Genomic DNA, 16,894 nt, shown 5'->3' with positions numbered 1-16,894 from the left:
ATTGTTTCATAGGTTAGGTCATGGTTTCTAAGCCTTGGGTACTGGCTATTTTAAGCATGGTGCGCTGGCTGATTGAAAGGCAAGTACAGCGTAAAACTGGTGTGTTGGTGGTTGTAGTCATTTTTGACACTGTCGTTAAGGTTTTTTGATTGTTGGGAGCTCACGTCAATCATACCATGGTGATGACTGATGATATCTTGCACGATAGACAATCCTAGCCCCGTCCCTGCGGCACGGCTGGTCACCATTGGGAAAAATATCTGTCCGATCAATGCTGGATCAATGCCTGAACCGTTATCGGTAATGTTGATTTGTAGCACTTGCTTGTGCTGTTGCCCAGCAATGGTATGTTGAAAGGCAATGCGGGTTTGAATGTGCAGTGTTGGCTTATAACTGGTGCTGTCCTTATTACTCGTTTGTGAAGTGACAGGTTGTTGCACCTTAGTAGGCTCGGACAACTCTCTTTGCTGCAGCGTTTGCTCAAACTCAGTCATCGATTCACAGGCATTATTAATCAGATTTAAAAACACTTGTATCAGCTGATCTTTATCAGCGCATAACTCAGGCAATGACAAGTCATAATCGCGCTGTAGCGTCACTTGCGGATATTGATTGACGACCAAAGATAAAACATGCTCCAGTGGCTCATGGATATTTAGCGTTTGCCAATTTGGTAATTGATTGGAGCCAAGGAATTTCCCAATAAGATGGGTTAGACGGTCCGTTTCTGAGATGATGATATCAGTATAAGTGCGCAGTTTTTCAGCCGTTTTTTGCAGATGGCTATTCGGGTTTACCATAGGGTTTGTGCCAAGAATAGCAGGAGGAGCACTATTAAGAGGCGAGGCGTCACTGAATTTGATGAATTGCCGCTGTAATAATTGCGCCGCCCCGCGAATACCGGCAAGCGGATTTTTGATTTCATGAGCGACCGAGCGCAGCATATGACGGGCAACATTATATTGTTGCTGCTGGCGTTGTTCCTCTGATATGCGACTTTGGCGATCCTTGCCCCACATCTCAATAATAAAATAAGGTTGCTGCTCATAAATGACAGGGGTCACGCTATAATCGACTGAGAATGATAAATTACCATTTAGCGGTGTGCTGATAAGGTGATCATGATCGATAAAGGGTTGTTGATACTGCTTTGCTTGCTGAAATCGTTCTTTTAAAGAGCAAGTTTGTTCATGGATATCTTCACCACTACTTTTATCGACAGTTATATGGTTATCACTGTCATGATTGCTATCGGCTGATTTCAATGCTTTGGATGCAAGCAGTGTCAATATAGACTGACCCAGTAAGCGTCCACTACTAATAGCAAGTAGTTGTTCGGCTTGGGCATTTAGCCAAGTGATCGATAAATCATCATTGATCCATAAAATAGCGGTGAACAAATGCTGTGACATGAATGCTAAGTCAGGTGTCGGTTTTACGGTTGTCAAATGGGTTGTCATGGCTATTGCCTAGAATAAAAAAAGACGCGATATAATATTTAACCATAAATCAACACTATAGAGCGGCAAAACTGGCGATTTTTGCAAAAAAAACGTACAATGCGCACAGCCAATTTATCTCTAGCAAGGTCAGCCATGCCCAACACTTCTACCGAGTCGGTTAATACGACTGTTACTACCTCACCGTCAACTTCTACGCCAACAGATTCTATGTTAAAAGACACTGCCACCGTTTTTAATCCTGCCAAACCAAATATAGCACAAGACAATCAGGCAGATGTTAGTCAAGCAAACACTAACCAACCTTACCATCATAAAGCCAATCACAATCAAAACCGTAGCATTGAGCAAAGCAGCGATGTGACTTCAGGTGCTTTATCGACTGAAAATGCGCCAGTGAACGCAGCGCCAAAGATTGGGTTTGTGTCACTAGGTTGCCCAAAAGCCTTGGTCGATAGTGAGCGCATCATCACTGAGCTTAGCCGTGATGGTTATCAAGTGGCGAGTGATTACGAAGGTGCAGATTTAGTTGTCGTTAATACTTGCGGTTTTATTGAGTCAGCAGTACAAGAGTCGCTTGATGCCATCGGCGAAGCGATTAGCAAAAACGGTAAAGTAATCGTTACTGGTTGCTTGGGTAAAGAAGCGGACAAAATCCGTGAAATGCACCCAGCCGTGCTAGCTGTAACTGGCGCTCATGCTTATGAAGAAGTCATTAGAGCCGTTGCGTTGCATGTGCCCAAGCCTGACCGCAGTCAGGACGCTGGTTATGATCCAAAGATAGATTTGATTAATGAGGCGGGTATCAAATTGACGCCAAGCCATTATGCTTATCTAAAAATATCAGAAGGTTGCAACCATCGTTGTACTTTCTGCATCATTCCAAGCTTACGTGGAGACTTGGTTTCACGTCCGATTGACAGTGTGATGAATGAAGCGCTGGCGCTGAAAAATGCTGGCGTGAAAGAATTGCTTATTATTTCGCAAGATACCTCTGCTTATGGACTGGATTTGAAATATAAGACCAGTTTTTGGAATGGCATGCCGCTGAAGTCGAAGTTTTATGACTTGTGCCAAGCCTTAAATGATTTAGGCATTTGGGTGCGCTTGCATTATGTCTATCCATATCCGCATGTCGATAAAGTGGTTGAGCTAATGGGCGAGAAGAAGCTACTGCCTTATCTCGACATTCCGTTTCAACATGCCAGCCATCGCATCCTAAAAGCGATGAAACGCCCAGCGCATAGCGAAAACACCTTGGCGCGTATCCATGCATGGCGTGAGATTTGCCCTGATATCGTCATTCGCTCAACCTTTGTGGTGGGCTTCCCTGGCGAGACAGAAGAAGATTTCCAATGCTTGCTTGATTGGTTAGTAGAAGCTCGCCTTGATCGTGTTGGTGCGTTTACCTATTCAGAAGTCGAAGGCGCAGTGGCTAATGACCTGCCAAATCATGTGCCAGAAGAGATCAAGCAAGAACGCTATGAGCGTTTGATGACGCTGCAACAAGACATCTCAGCGCAAAAGCTACAAGAGAAAGTCGGTAAAACCTTGATGGTATTGGTCGACGAAATTGATAGTGAAGAGGGCGTTGCGATTTGTCGTAGCTATGCTGACGCACCAGAGATTGACGGTCATGTCTATGTCGATGACATTACTGCTCAAGTTAAAGTCGGACAATTCCTAACGGTTACGATTGACGACGCTAGCGAGTATGATTTGTTTGCCAGTTACAAAGGCTAAGCAGTCACTGTAGCTGATTAGTCACTACAATATACGAGTGAAAATTGCCCAATCGCGGGCAGTTTTTGCTACAATTAGCGCAATTTAGCCTTTTTACACGTTTGTCATCAGTTACGGTGCTTCCTATATAGTACCTCGGTGATGACACTTCGAGTAAATTCGAAGGCAAACTCTATTTGTGTTTTACCGCTCATTTTAATTATAATTTAATGCTAACAAGGTGACCTCATGTCTGACAAAAACCCGCGTTACTCTCGTATCTTGCTGAAACTCTCTGGTGAAGCCTTAGCTGGTGGCAAAGAGATGGGAATTGATAGCGAAGTGCTCGATAAGATGAGCTTGTCTATCGCCCATTTGCGTGGTCTTGGTGTTCAAGTCGGTATCGTGGTCGGCGGCGGTAACTTATATCGCGGCGCGCAGTTGCAACAAGAAGGCTTAGTCGGCCGTGTGACTGGTGATCAAATGGGTATGTTAGCAACCGTTATGAATGGTCTGGCGATGCGTGATGCGCTTGAGCGCCGCAATATTAAAACTCGCCTGATGTCAGCCTTGCCAATTGGTGAAGTGACCGAAAGCTATAGCAGTCGCAATGCCATTCGCTATCTCAAAAATGGCGAAGTATGTATCTTTGTTGCTGGTACGGGCAACCCTTTCTTTACCACTGATACTGCTGCTTGCTTACGTGGTATTGAAATTGAAGCGGGCTTAATTCTAAAAGCCACCAAAGTTGATGGCGTTTATGACAAAGACCCAAGCTTACATGACGATGCAGTTAAATATGATGGTTTAACTTTTGATGAAGTATTAGAGCAAAAACTTGGCGTAATGGATTTAACTGCCATTGCATTATGCCGTGAGCACAACGTGCCGCTACAAGTGTTTGATATGACCAAGCCTAATGCGTTATTAAACGTCATCATGGGCGAAAATGAAGGCACACGCGTTTATCACTGATTTGCCTAAATACTCTAAATATTAATACGAGAATACCAGTCATTAAACTTAGATTGGTCGTTAATAACTACCAGTCGCTAATAATTAATAGTGAACAACCGTATATTTACTAACAAATGAATGATTTATCGATAGCGATAAATAAGGATATCTAATGATCAAAGAGATTAAGCAAGACGGCGAAGCGCGTATGCAAAAAACCTTGGAAGCGCTTGAGAGCACCTTTAGCAAAGTCCGTACAGGGCGCGCACATCCGGGTATGTTGTCAGGCGTGATGGTTAGCTACTACGGGTCGCCTACACCTTTGAATCAAGTGGCGAGTGTCAACGTTGAAGACTCACGTACGCTCATGGTTCAGCCGTTTGACCGTACCATGGTACAAGCAATTGACAAGGCCATTCGCGAAGCAGATTTGGGTCTCAACCCAGTGACCGCCGATGTGATTCGTGTGCCAATGCCTGCATTGACAGAAGAAACACGCCGCGACATGCAAAAGCTTGCGCGTGGAGAAGCAGAAAGTAGCCGTGTTTCTATCCGTAATATTCGCCGTGACATGATGAATGACATCAAAGAATTGGCCAAAGAAAAAGAGATCTCAGAAGACGACGAGCGCCGTGCTAGTGATGACATTCAAAAAATCACTGACAAGTATATCGAAACCATCGATAAACGTTTGAGCAAAAAAGAAACTGACTTGATGGACGTGTAAAGCACTGGTTTTTCGATCGTGTAAGACAAAAATCCGTTATGTCATATCCTTATAATAAGCAGCCAATCTGTCAATACTATTGGCTGCTTATTATTGTGTAGACGGTACCGATAATAGCGTCAATGTTATATCAATCGGATACGGCAATAGGCTTGCTCAGATTTGTAAACTGTATTTTATAAGCGCTATCTTGCAAACTAAATCATGCCTATAGATGGGTTTATGATAAGTTTGTGAATTGTGGTTATGACGCTTTCTAATCGTTATCGCAGCCGTTATTATTATTATTTTACCTTAACAATAAGCACTTTCGCCTATGTCCACTTCAGCCGTTTTGGCTCCTGATCTTCTTCCACGCCATATCGCTATCATCATGGATGGCAATAATCGTTATGGTAAAGCCAATGATTTGGGCAAAGGCCAAGGGCATGTGGCTGGCAAAGATGCACTCGATCCTATCGTCGAGTATTGCGTCAATACGGGTATCGAAGTATTAACGGTATTTGCATTTTCTAGTGAGAATTGGCAACGCCCGCCCAGTGAGGTGGCACTACTCATGCAACTGTTAGCCTCCACCATTCATGAGCAAATACCACGCATGAATGAGTATCGTATTCGTCTGCGTTTTATTGGTGACCGCAGTCAGCTGAGTAATGATTTGCAAGCATTAATGGCGGACGCTGAAGCAAAAACAGCAGACTTTAAAGCCATGACGCTAGTCATCGCTATCAGTTATGGTGGGCAATGGGATATTGCCCATGCGGCAAAACAGCTGGCGCAGCAAGTAGAGGCTGGTCAGTTACGTGCTGATGATATTAATAAAGAATTGCTCGGTAACTATGTGCAATTAGCAGATGCACCAGCAGTCGATATGTTGATACGCACAGGCGGTGAATACCGAATTTCTAACTTTTTATTGTGGCAGTCAGCCTATGCTGAGCTATTTTTTACCCAGACATTATGGCCGAATTTTGCAGCCGATGAGCTGGCAGCAATGGTAAAAGAGTTCGCTCAGCGGCAGCGCCGTTTTGGCAAAACCAGTGAGCAGATAGTGATAGAGCAAGCAAGTCGTTAATGGTGTTAAGCATTTACCTGTTATTTTGTAAAGGAAAAAGCTCTTACAAAGCCGCTATCGTATAAGTAGTTAATATTGCTTGTTTGTGAAATAATAAACCGCGTCAATAAGCGTCAACTGCTATTAGTGGGCTATTGTAGATTAGCTGCTATAATGCATGTTTTGACCATGCGTTTTTCATTATTATAAGGCTCAATAAGTATGTGGCAACGAATTAAGACGGCAGTTGTTCTCGTTATTATCGTTGGTATTGCAATGTTTGCGAGCCAAACCCCTATTTTATTTGCACCGCTGTTAGCGATTGGCGTCATTATCGCCGCTCACGAATGGACTAAGCTGATGCCCAAGTGGCGTCATCCTGCGCTGTTTGTGCTATTGGTTTTGGTGCTGACCCTAGTATCACTCATGTTTAAAGTGACATGGTTATTTTGGTGGGTGGCTTCACTGGCTATATGGTTAATGGCGCTGTCTTGGGTGCGAGTGTTCCCGACTCATACCAATTGGTATGGCAAAAAACTGGCATTGATGGGTGCGGTGATATTGACCGCATCGATTACGGCGATGTTTTATTTGTGGCAATTGTCAGCATGGTGGTTGCTCTATGTGTTCCTTTTGGTCTGGTGCGCAGATAGTGGCGCTTATTTTGTGGGGCGTAAGCTTGGTCGCCGCAAAATGGCGCCAAATGTCTCACCCAATAAAAGCATGGAAGGGCTGGCAGGTGGCCTTGTTACCGGTCTGCTCGTGGTCATTGCCATCAGTGTATTTAAGTTGCAATTGACGGGTGTACCGTTAGTCGCATTTGTAGCATTATCAGCCTTGACCATTTTAGCCTCGGTACTTGGTGATTTATTTGAGTCGATGCTTAAGCGCCGCGCTGATGTCAAAGATTCAGGAACGATTTTACCGGGGCATGGCGGCGTGCTTGACCGTATCGACTCACTGCTCTCTGCCACACCGATATTTGCGCTTGGTTTTTGGGCGATACAGCAGTTAGGTTTGATAGTGGTTTAGGACTGAAAAAATAATTCATAGACGATGATACGCCCTAAATATAGTAGTTAAGATGAGTGACTAGTCAATACACTGGATATTGTCTATCTCTTATTTATCAGACGTTTTATCGATTTCTTATTTAATTTTTTAGAGTATCATTTACAGGCACCGATGGTTATGACGCAACGCATCGCCGTACTAGGCGCGACAGGTTCGATTGGCGATAGCACGTTAGCAATATTAGCGGCGCAACCACAGCTTTACACGGTCTATGCTCTGTCAGGCTATCACCGTTTAGACAAACTGTTTGCACTTTGCCAGCAGTTTTTGCCAAAGCGCGTGAGCGTACCGACCGCTGCAGTCGATGATTTTGCCCAGCGACTCCGTGCGGCAGGTCTTGACATCGATGTGGTAGGCGGCGAAGCAGGGCTGGTTGATATTGCCACTGATTCGCAGACGGATACCGTTGTCGCTGCGATCGTAGGCGCAGCTGGTCTGCCTTCTACTTTAGCCGCTGCTCGTGCAGGTAAGCGTATTTTACTGGCGAATAAAGAAGCGCTGGTGATGGCAGGGCAAGTGATGATTAATACGGTCAAAACGCATAACGCTACTTTGCTGCCGCTTGACTCTGAGCACAATGCTATTTTTCAGTGTTTACCACTGGCTATTCAGCAGGACAATACTCAAATTCATCAGCCAAATCACGGCGTGCGCAAGTTATGGTTAACGGCCTCTGGTGGACCGTTTTTGCAAAAATCGTTTGCGCAGATGCAGCAAGCGAGCGTCGCTGAAGCGGTCAAACATCCAAATTGGTCAATGGGTCAAAAGATATCTGTCGACTCAGCTACGATGATGAATAAGGGTTTAGAGTTAATCGAAGCCTGCCATTTGTTTGATTTGCCTGAAAATAAGATAAATGTGGTGATTCATCCACAAAGTATCATTCACTCAATGGTAGAATATAGCGATGGTAGCTTTTTGGCGCAGCTCGGCAGTCCCGATATGAAAACGCCCATTGCCCATGCGCTCAGTTATCCTGATCGTATTGAGAGTGGCTCGCAGCCTTTGGATTTATTTGCGCTCAGCGGCTTAGAGTTTATTGAGCCTGACTTGCAAAAATTTGCGTGTTTGCGTTTGGCAAGACAGGCGATGCAAGCGGGCACACAAGCGACGATTGTCTTAAATGCGGCGAATGAAATTGCTGTGGCGGCGTTTTTGGCTGGGGAAATTCGCCTGACCGACATTGCTGATATCAATGAGCAAGCATTAAATGACATACAGCTGCCACCGTTAAACGAAACGGCTGACATAGAAGATATACTAGCAATTGATAAAATAGCACGTCACCTTACAGAAAAACTTGTGGCAAAGTTGGTGTAAATGTATCAACAACTGCGTCGTTAAAAAACGATGTTAATAAAAGATGCAAAGAAAGAATGCTGAGAAATCATACTGAGAAAAGATCATGACGTTTTTATTAACGCTCCTTGCGGCAATATTTGTCTTAGGTCCGCTTATTGCCTTACATGAGTGGGGACACTATATCGTCGCTCGTCTTTGCGGCGTTAAAGTCTTGACCTATTCTATCGGGTTTGGTCCCAAACTCTTTGGTTGGACGAGCAAAAAAAGCGGTATTGATTATCGTATTTCTGCTTTGCCACTTGGTGGTTATGTCAAAATGCTCGATGAGCGCGAAGGCGAGGTAGCAAAAGCTGAGCAACATTTGGCGTTTAATCGTCAGCATCCGCTAAAAAAGATTGCGATTGTTGCCGCTGGCCCTATCATGAACTTTATCATTGCTATTGCGCTGTTTTGGGTGTTGTTTATGACACCATCAGAGCAGCTGGCGACGAAGATTGGGCAGGTATTACCTGATACGCCTGCTGCTATGGCACAGTTGCCAGTTGGTGATAAAATCGTTGCGATTGATGGGCATGAGGTACAAACGTGGGAAGGCATCAACTATCGGCTTGCTGGACGGATGGGCGAGACGGACAATGTCAGTATTACTCTGCAATCAGAGGCACAAGCTGATAATGCGATCAAAACTTATCAAGCGCCCGTAACTCAGTTTATGCAAGGCAGCGCGCAAGGTAAAGATGCGTTGACCAGCTTTGGCATGCTGCCATGGCAACCAGATATTGCACCGATAGTAGGTGACTTGACCGCTGATGGTGCCGCCAGTCGCCAAGGACTAAAAGTAGGCGATCGTATTATTGCTATCAATGATCAACCAATTAAAGATTGGCTCAGTGCTACTCGTATCATCCGCGACAGTCCTGAAACTTTGCTTAACTTCACAGTATTGCGTGATGGTAAAACCGTACAGCTTCAGATTATGCCGCAAGGTAAAAAAGACAATTTGGGTAACGATTATGGGCAAATTGGTGCTATGGTGGCACAGTCCGAAATTGTTATTCCTGACGCTTACAAGACCACTGTAGTCTATGGCCCTGGTGAGTCATTGGTGAAATCATTTGAGAAAACTGAACAGCTTGCAGTGATGACTGTCAGCTCAATGGGTAAGATGCTATCAGGCATGATTGGTTTGGACAATTTGTCAGGTCCGATTACCATCGCCAAAGTGGCCAAACAGAGTTTTGATATCAGTTGGCAGATGGTGTTATCGACGGCGGCTTTGATTAGTTTGAGTCTTGCTGTACTCAATCTTTTACCCATTCCTGTATTGGATGGCGGTCATATTGTGTATTATCTTATTGAATTGATTCGTGGTAAGCCACTCTCGGAAGGGGTGCAAATGATTGGACTAAATATCGGCTTACTCTTGCTGGCAGGTTTCATGGTGTTAGCAATTGGTAATGATATCAGTCGGCTGTTTTGACCAGCGAATCGCTAATATGATCGATAAGGCACGAGATACTAATGGTTTTACGCCTATTATGGGATGATTATGACCATGATAGGTAGCATGCTTTGTATCATGGCCTCTGTACTAATCGTAATTTTTAGTTTATTTTGTGATGCATTTTATATAAAGTGTTCTGAGTCTGCTGCGTATGCGCTTAAATTTCATGCGAGATGCGCTAGACAATATGGGCTTTTTAACTTAACTTAAGCAAGTTTTTTATTGACGGATAGTGTTTATGCGTACGCCTTTATTTATGAGCGCGGCAGGGTTGCCGTTAGTTGTAGCGATGATGAGTATGCCAGTACAGGCTGCAGAATTTGTAGTCACTGACATCGGTTTCAATGGTTTGCAACGTTTAACCCCCGATAGCCTCTATCCGGTTCTACCTATTTCGGTAGGGGATACGGTAAATGACAGTAGTTTAGCAGCCAGTATTAAGGCGCTTTATGCGACCGAAAATTTTGCTGATATTCAAAGCCGTATCGAAGGTGGACAGCTACGGTTTGATGTCGTTGAGCGCCCAACGATTGCTGAAGTCAATTTTGAGGGCAATAAGCTCATTCCAAAAGAAGGGCTAGAGCAAGGTCTAGACAATGCTGGTCTGTCTGCCGGTAATGTGCTGAAACAAGCCACGCTACAAGGCGTCGCCAATGAGCTACAGCAGCAATATATCAGCCAAGGCTATTACAACAGCAATATTGAGGTTGATCAAACGTTACTTGATGGCAATCGCGTCAAGCTCGACGTGCGTTTTGTCGAAGGCAAACCTGCCAAAGTGGTCGATATTAATATCATTGGCAATAAACACTTTAGTGATGAAGAAATCAAAGACGTTTTTGCGGTAAAAGAGTCTTCGTGGACGCGCCTGTTATCTAAATCTGATCGTTATGCCAAAGAAAAGCTGGCTGCCAGTTTAGAGAATTTAAAAGCGCTTTACCAAAACGATGGTTATGTGCGTTTTGCAGTAGATAATGCGGTGCTCAACATCAGTGAAGATAAGAGCAGCGTGTTTATCGAAGTGAGTCTAAGCGAAGGCGAGCAATATCAGTTTGGTGAAGTGAATTTCTTAGGTAAGCCGACTTTTGAGAACAATGAACTAACAGAGTTGGTGACTTTTGCACCCAATGAAAAATACTCGCAAGCCAAGCTCGATGAAACCACCGCAGCACTTAAGAGTCGTTACGGTAATGAAGGCTATTATTTGGCGCAGGTGAGACCAGTACCACGTATCAATGACGAGACCAAAGTAGTAGATATCGATTATTTCATCGACCCTGCACGTCCTATTTACGTTCGTCGTATTAATTTTACTGGTAACATCAAAACTCAAGACGAAGTACTGCGCCGAGAAATGCGTCAATTAGAAGGCGCATTGGCAACTAGTGACAAAATCCAGTTGTCACGGACACGTCTGATGCGTACAGGCTTCTTTAAAGCTGTCAACGTTGATGTAAAACCAGTACCGAACCAACCAGACCAAGTAGACATCAATTATACGGTTGAAGAGCAGCCTTCTGGTAGCTCAACGATTGCCGCGGGTTACTCACAAAGCGGCGGTGTGACTTTCCAGTTAGATCTAACACAAAACAACTTTATGGGTACAGGTAACCGTGTGAAAGCGGCACTATCACGCTCAGAAACCCGTGATTCTTATAGCTTGGGTTATACCGATCCGTACTTTACCGAAAACGGCGTCTCACAAGGTCTTAGTGCCTATTATCGTGAAACGAAATACGATGATAGAAACGTCAGTAACTATGTCACCGATTCTTATGGTGCTACGCTGAACTATAGTTATCCTGTTGACGAAACCAAACGCGTTAGTGCCGGTTTGAACGTTGATAACACTTCAGTACGTGGTGGTCGCTTCTTGGGTGTATCAAACGTTCAGCAAATTATTGATGATGGCGGTACGTTTGAGAACTTTGTCAATGATGAAAATGAAGCTTCTGGACGCACAGGCTTCAAAAATGATTACAATACTTATAACCTACTATTCGGCTGGGACTATAGCACCTTAGATCGTCCAGTGTTCCCGACCAAAGGTATGAGCCATACGGTCGATGCCACCATTGGCTTGGGTGATACCAACTATCAAAAACTTGTTTATAGCGGCAACATCTATTATCCCTTCTACAAAGACTGGGTAGCACGCGGTTATACTAAGCTTGGCTATGGTAATGATTTGCCATTTTATGAAAACTTTTATGCTGGGGGCTATGGCTCTGTACGTGGTTATGAGGCCTCAACACTTGGGCCAAAATCACAAACGTATTATGATGCCATAAATGATGATGTGCGTTACAAAGACGAAGACATCGGTGGTAATGCGTTAGTCAGCTTCGGTAGTGAGCTAATTTTGCCAATGCCGTTTAAGGGCGATTGGGCAGATCAAGTGCGTCCCGTATTGTTTGCTGAAGGTGGTCAAGTATTTGATACGACTGATAAGGAAGATCGCACTTTTATCAATCCTAATGACGGTACTGATACGGGCGTACCACTGTTGACGCAAGACAATAGTATGCGCTTTAGTGCGGGTGCAGGTATAACCTGGTATACACCAATTGGTCCAATTTCATTAAGTTATGCTGTACCTATTGGTGATAAAGAAGGCGATGAAACTGAAAAAGTTCAGTTCCAGATTGGTAATACGTTCTAACGTAGCATGATTGTTTGCGTTCATGTCGTTAACCATAGCAGTTACTTAAATGAACGCAGCATCTGTTAGATATTAGTAGATCGCCAAGGTGATTGTTCAGCTTGGCGATTGTCTTATTCATAATAATATTTATATTAATAGTCACTATGATAACGATTGAGCAACTTATCACTCGGATTGAGCAGCGTCAGCCCGTCACCAATAAGGCTGAAATCAGCGCTGAACAGTTACGTCAAAAATTCAGCAGTATTGGTAGTTTGACCACGGCGGGTCATAATCAGTTAAGCTTTTTGGCCGATCCTCATTATATTTCTAGTCTGGCTATCAGCGAGGCAGGGGCTGTATTGGTTACTGCAGAATATCGCGACCAAGTGCCCGCCACAGCGATAGCGTTAGTCGTCGCAAGCCCATACTTAGCTTATGCTGGTGCTAGCCAGTTGTTTGCTCGTGAGTCACTGTCTGGTGGTATTCATCCTAGCGCTGTGATTGCTGATAGTGCTGTCATTGGTGAGCAGGTGAATATCGGACCTTTTTGTGTGATTGCCGATTATGTGCAAATTGGTGCGCGTAGCTCACTTGCGGCGCATGTAGTGATCGAAGAAAATACGACTATTGGTACTGATGGCGTTATCAAATCACAAGTGGTGATTGGGCATGATTGTGTCATTGGTGATCATGTGAGGCTACACGCGGGTGTCAGTGTGGGTGCAGAAGGTTTTGGTTTTGCACCAACCAAAGATCCTAGTACCACTGGCTGGGAGCGTATTGCTCAGTTAGGACGGGTCGTAATTGGCAACCATGTGCGAATTGGTAGTCAAACTTGCATTGACCGAGGTGCCATTGATGATACGGTCATTGGCAATCACGTTATTATTGACAATTTGGTACAAGTTGCTCATAACGTGCGTATCGGTGATGGCACAGCCATCGCGGCTCAAACGGGTATCGCAGGCAGCACTAGTATCGGCAAGCGCTGTATTATCGGCGGTGCCGTCGGTATCACAGGTCATATCGAGATTACAGATGATGTCACTTTATCTGGGATGACCATGGTAACCAAATCTATCAAAACCGCTGGTTCATACTCCTCTGGAACGGCTGCTATGCCGACCGCTAACTGGCGACGGGCAGCTGTACGCTTCCGTCAGCTTGGGCGTGATTAGCGCAAATATCAATGCATATATACAAACACAGTAAAATCATAGCGATTTGAAACATAGCAAGGAAGCACCATTATGAGCAGCACCGATATCGATATTTTGAATGATAAAGAAATGAAAAGCTTAGCTGAGCAAGGTCTTACGCTGCCATTAACCTATCATACGTTAAAGCATTATTTGCCACACCGTTATCCTTTTCTTTTAGTGGATAAGATTATTGATTGCACACCTGGTGAGTGCATTATGGGTATTAAGAATGTGACTATCAATGAAGAGTTTTTCAATGGTCATTTTCCTGATGAGCCGATTATGCCAGGGGTACTTATGGTTGAGTGCATGGCTCAGGTCTCAGGCGTGCTCGGATTTATCAGTGCCGGTCTAACCGCAGAAGATGGTTATTTATATCTGTTTGCAGGTGTTGATAAAGTCCGTTTTAAGCGTCGAGTGATTCCTGGTGATCAGCTGACTATTCGTGCTAAAACAGTGATGCAGAAGCGCGGTATTTATAAATTTGACTGCACTGTACATGTTGACGATGAGTTAGCTGCCAGTGCGCAAATAATGATTGCTCGCCAAGAACAATAACGTTTACTAATAGCCATTGTGCCTCGTAGCCGCCCTAATTCTTTAAACAAAGCGTCTAAAGAATTAGGTCAAAGCGGGTCATAAGCATTATAATTGACACTCGCATTTAACAGCAGAGCCATGCTTAGGTTTTCTCATAAAACTAAATTGGCTGTATTTGTTTTACCATTTACTCGCATCAGATCATACAAAGGCCCACATTATGAGTCAGATCCATCCAACAGCACTCATCTCACCGTCCGCCCAAATTGATGAGACTGCTATCATTGGTCCGTATTGTATCGTCGGTGATGAGGTCACTATTGGCGCTCACACGGTTCTGCATCGCCATGTAGTTGTTACCAAATTGACTCGTATTGGTCAACACAATGAGTTTTATCAATTTGCGAGCATTGGCGAAGATCCTCAGGATTTGAAGTATGCTGGTGAGCGTACTTGGCTTGAGATTGGCGATCATAATACTATTCGAGAAGCCTGTAGTTTACACCGCGGCACCGCACAAGATAGTGAGCTAACTAAGATAGGCAGCCATAATCTACTGATGGTGAACACTCATGTGGCTCATGATTGTGTGATTGGCGATCATAATGTATTGGCCAACAATGTTGGCGTTGCAGGGCATGTGACTATTGGTAATCACACGATCATTGGCGGTAATTCAGGTATTCATCAGTTTTGTACGGTTGATGACTATAGCTTGATTGGAGGCGCAAGTCTGATCCTAAAAGATGTAGCAGCCTTTACCATGGTATCTGGCAATCCAGCAACGACTCATGGTCTCAATGTGGAAGGCATGCGTCGTAAAGGATGGTCAAAAGAGACAATTGAGGTATTGCGTCAAGCTTACCGTATGATTTTTAGATCTGGTCTGACGACCGTGCAAGCGCTTGAAGTTTTGAATAATGAGCTGCTACCAAAAGAGCCGAAAATCCAGTTGCTCATTGATTCACTACAAAAAAGCCGTCGTGGTGTGGTGCGCTAGAACGGCGATTGGCTTTTGCTGAAAATCATATATAGTATGCCTTTTTTAATTAGCCAAACTCTTGTCAGTTATAGATGAAATTACCAGAAGCCATAACCAATTGTTATGGCTTTTTATGTTTATGAGCGCTTGACTTTTTTGGTGGCTTAGCAGAAACTGAGCCTTTACGATATTGTAAACAATTCTTTCTTAATGTTGCTGGACGCCTCACATTGAGGTGTTTATTGAATAGCCTGATATTTCTCATGGCTATTTATGATAATCAAGGAAGATTATCAGTGATGTTAATTGAAGCACGAGGACGGAAAAAATGGCTATTAATAAACAAGAACATGCACAGTGGAGCTCAAGTTTTGGCTTCGTATTGGCAGCGGTTGGTTCAGCAGTTGGTTTGGGAAACATATGGAAGTTTCCTTATATGGTCGGTGAAAGCGGTGGTTCAGCTTTCGTTATTGCTTATTTATTCTGTATCGCGCTGGTAGGTTTTCCGATTCTAGTCGCTGAATGGCTGATTGGTCGCCGTGGGCAAAAGAACCCAGTCAACACTTTTGCGGATGTTGCAGCAAGTGAAGGTAAGTCGCGCAGTTGGGGCATCATTGGCGCGTCAGGTATTTTAGGTGGTTTCTTAATTCTATCGTTTTATAGTGTGATTGGCGGTTGGGCACTCAACTATATTACTAAAGCAGGTACAGGCAGTTTTATTGGTCAAGACAGTGATTCTATTGCTGCGACCTTTGATGCTATGTTGGCTTCAGCAGGGACGTTGACGATTTGGCATACCGTTTTTATGGCTATTACTGCTTTGATTGTCGGTATTGGTGTGACCAAAGGTATCGAAACCACGGCTAAAGTCTTAATGCCACTACTAGGCGTGATTTTGTTCGTCATCGTTGGTTATAACGTGATAAACGGTGGTTTTGGCGAAGCAGTGGCTTATCTATTCACACCAGATCTTAGCAAGTTGACTGGCGATGTGATGCTTGCAGCATTGGGTCATGCCTTCTTCACTCTATCTATTGGTATGGGTATTATGATTGCTTATGGCTCATATTTGGGTCGTGAAGTGAACTTACTAAAAACCGCCCGTACCGTTGTAATTTTAGATACGGTTATTGCCTTGGCTGCTGGTCTAGCAATCTTCCCAATCATCTTTAGCAATGGTCTAGACCCTGCTTCAGGCCCTGGTCTTATCTTTGTCAGCCTACCGATCGCTTTTGGTAGCATGGGTGCAGGGACGATCATTGGTACATTGTTCTTCTTACTTATTACTTTTGCTGCTATTACCTCATCAATCTCATTGCTTGAGCCAACCGTTGAGTTTTTAGAAGAACGTACACCGATGAGTCGTACGGTATCAACCATCGTTGCCAGTACGGTGATTTGGCTATTAGGTGTTGCTGCATTATTATCATTTAACCTATGGTCTGACTTTACTATCATGGGTAATGGCATCTTTGATGCATTGGATAAAATTACTAGTAAATTTCTTCTCCCGCTAACTGGTCTTGCTGCAATTATTTTCGTTGGTTGGCAAATGGATCAACGCAGTATTCAGCAAGAGCTTGGTCTGTCTAATGGTGCATGGCAATTATGGCAAATCGTTGCTAAGTTTGTAGCACCAATTGCCGTGCTCGTGGTATTTGTAACCTCGTTAATGGGCTAGTACTGATTAACTAGAAATAATAAAAGCAACACATTAAAAAGG

The 16,894-nt window shown here is 44.0% G+C and carries 13 protein-coding genes; 12 read left to right on the top strand and 1 reads right to left on the bottom strand.

The genetic code is table 11. The features are described from left to right. Window positions 1–50: 50 nt before the first annotated feature. Window positions 51–1,460, bottom strand: a complete 1,410-nt coding sequence (locus ACT3S4_RS04255) for a two-component system sensor histidine kinase NtrB (RefSeq protein WP_444760522.1) — start codon at window positions 1,458–1,460, stop codon at window positions 51–53. A 135-nt stretch (window positions 1,461–1,595) separates the two neighbouring features. Here ACT3S4_RS04255 and rimO point away from each other — a divergent pair, with 135 nt between their 5' ends. From rimO to ACT3S4_RS04195, 12 genes are all read left to right on the top strand, one after another. Beyond that, complete coding sequence (gene rimO / locus ACT3S4_RS04250) at window positions 1,596–3,203, top strand: 30S ribosomal protein S12 methylthiotransferase RimO (protein WP_444760521.1); 1,608 nt, start codon at window positions 1,596–1,598, stop codon at window positions 3,201–3,203. 228 nt (window positions 3,204–3,431) lie between these two features. Then, complete coding sequence (gene pyrH, locus ACT3S4_RS04245) at window positions 3,432–4,157, top strand: UMP kinase (RefSeq protein ID WP_045444979.1); 726 nt, start codon at window positions 3,432–3,434, stop codon at window positions 4,155–4,157. A gap of 154 nt (window positions 4,158–4,311) precedes the next feature. After that, window positions 4,312–4,866 carry a ribosome recycling factor gene (gene frr, locus ACT3S4_RS04240; protein ID WP_045451790.1) on the top strand — a complete coding sequence of 185 codons (555 nt, stop codon included), beginning with the start codon at window positions 4,312–4,314 and terminating at the stop codon, window positions 4,864–4,866. A gap of 316 nt (window positions 4,867–5,182) precedes the next feature. Then, window positions 5,183–5,941, top strand: coding sequence for a polyprenyl diphosphate synthase (gene uppS, locus ACT3S4_RS04235; protein ID WP_444760520.1), 759 nt, complete (start codon window positions 5,183–5,185; stop codon window positions 5,939–5,941). A gap of 201 nt (window positions 5,942–6,142) precedes the next feature. Beyond that, a complete protein-coding gene (locus ACT3S4_RS04230; RefSeq protein WP_045451791.1) occupies window positions 6,143–6,952 on the top strand; it encodes a phosphatidate cytidylyltransferase in 810 nt (269 codons plus the stop codon). Window positions 6,953–7,105: 153 nt separating this feature from the next. Next, a complete protein-coding gene (ispC, locus tag ACT3S4_RS04225; RefSeq protein WP_444760519.1) occupies window positions 7,106–8,314 on the top strand; it encodes a 1-deoxy-D-xylulose-5-phosphate reductoisomerase in 1,209 nt (402 codons plus the stop codon). A gap of 85 nt (window positions 8,315–8,399) precedes the next feature. Further along, window positions 8,400–9,776 (top strand): RIP metalloprotease RseP, encoded by a 1,377-nt coding sequence (gene rseP / locus ACT3S4_RS04220; RefSeq protein ID WP_444760518.1) that lies wholly within the window; start codon window positions 8,400–8,402, stop codon window positions 9,774–9,776. Window positions 9,777–10,038: 262 nt separating this feature from the next. Beyond that, window positions 10,039–12,462, top strand: coding sequence for an outer membrane protein assembly factor BamA (gene bamA, locus ACT3S4_RS04215; RefSeq protein WP_193216919.1), 2,424 nt, complete (start codon window positions 10,039–10,041; stop codon window positions 12,460–12,462). A gap of 146 nt (window positions 12,463–12,608) precedes the next feature. After that, window positions 12,609–13,625, top strand: a complete 1,017-nt coding sequence (gene lpxD / locus ACT3S4_RS04210) for a UDP-3-O-(3-hydroxymyristoyl)glucosamine N-acyltransferase (RefSeq protein WP_444760517.1) — start codon at window positions 12,609–12,611, stop codon at window positions 13,623–13,625. Between the two features lie 111 nt (window positions 13,626–13,736). Beyond that, window positions 13,737–14,207: a 3-hydroxyacyl-ACP dehydratase FabZ gene (gene fabZ, locus ACT3S4_RS04205; protein ID WP_444760567.1), complete on the top strand. Its 471-nt coding sequence runs from the start codon at window positions 13,737–13,739 to the stop codon at window positions 14,205–14,207. Window positions 14,208–14,409: 202 nt separating this feature from the next. Next, window positions 14,410–15,189 (top strand): acyl-ACP--UDP-N-acetylglucosamine O-acyltransferase, encoded by a 780-nt coding sequence (gene lpxA, locus ACT3S4_RS04200; RefSeq protein ID WP_060490688.1) that lies wholly within the window; start codon window positions 14,410–14,412, stop codon window positions 15,187–15,189. Between the two features lie 310 nt (window positions 15,190–15,499). Next, the gene (locus ACT3S4_RS04195) at window positions 15,500–16,852 is read left to right on the top strand and encodes a sodium-dependent transporter (protein ID WP_087814621.1); all 1,353 of its coding nucleotides are present in this window, start codon (window positions 15,500–15,502) and stop codon (window positions 16,850–16,852) included. Window positions 16,853–16,894: the final 42 nt, after the last annotated feature.

This window comes from Psychrobacter sp. AOP30-A2-5 (genome assembly GCF_052378115.1).
Taxonomy (GTDB): Bacteria; Pseudomonadota; Gammaproteobacteria; order Pseudomonadales; family Moraxellaceae; genus Psychrobacter.
Note: the sequence above shows the minus strand (reverse complement) of the source record. Positions and strands in the feature narration are given on the sequence as shown.

Bases quoted from the DNA above. Each gene is read 5' to 3' on its own strand.
- frr (WP_045451790.1), top strand. From the start codon at position 4,312: ATGATCAAAGAGATTAAGCAAGACGGCGAAGCGCGTATGCAAAAAACC.
- pyrH (WP_045444979.1), top strand. From the start codon at position 3,432: ATGTCTGACAAAAACCCGCGTTACTCTCGTATCTTGCTGAAACTCTCT.
- fabZ (WP_444760567.1), top strand. From the start codon at position 13,737: ATGAAAAGCTTAGCTGAGCAAGGTCTTACGCTGCCATTAACCTATCAT.
- ispC (WP_444760519.1), top strand. From the start codon at position 7,106: ATGGTTATGACGCAACGCATCGCCGTACTAGGCGCGACAGGTTCGATT.
- ACT3S4_RS04195 (WP_087814621.1), top strand. From the start codon at position 15,500: ATGGCTATTAATAAACAAGAACATGCACAGTGGAGCTCAAGTTTTGGC.
- ACT3S4_RS04255 (WP_444760522.1), bottom strand. From the start codon at position 1,460: ATGACAACCCATTTGACAACCGTAAAACCGACACCTGACTTAGCATTC.
- lpxA (WP_060490688.1), top strand. From the start codon at position 14,410: ATGAGTCAGATCCATCCAACAGCACTCATCTCACCGTCCGCCCAAATT.
- rseP (WP_444760518.1), top strand. From the start codon at position 8,400: ATGACGTTTTTATTAACGCTCCTTGCGGCAATATTTGTCTTAGGTCCG.
- uppS (WP_444760520.1), top strand. From the start codon at position 5,183: ATGTCCACTTCAGCCGTTTTGGCTCCTGATCTTCTTCCACGCCATATC.
- ACT3S4_RS04230 (WP_045451791.1), top strand. From the start codon at position 6,143: ATGTGGCAACGAATTAAGACGGCAGTTGTTCTCGTTATTATCGTTGGT.
- rimO (WP_444760521.1), top strand. From the start codon at position 1,596: ATGCCCAACACTTCTACCGAGTCGGTTAATACGACTGTTACTACCTCA.
- lpxD (WP_444760517.1), top strand. From the start codon at position 12,609: ATGATAACGATTGAGCAACTTATCACTCGGATTGAGCAGCGTCAGCCC.
- bamA (WP_193216919.1), top strand. From the start codon at position 10,039: ATGCGTACGCCTTTATTTATGAGCGCGGCAGGGTTGCCGTTAGTTGTA.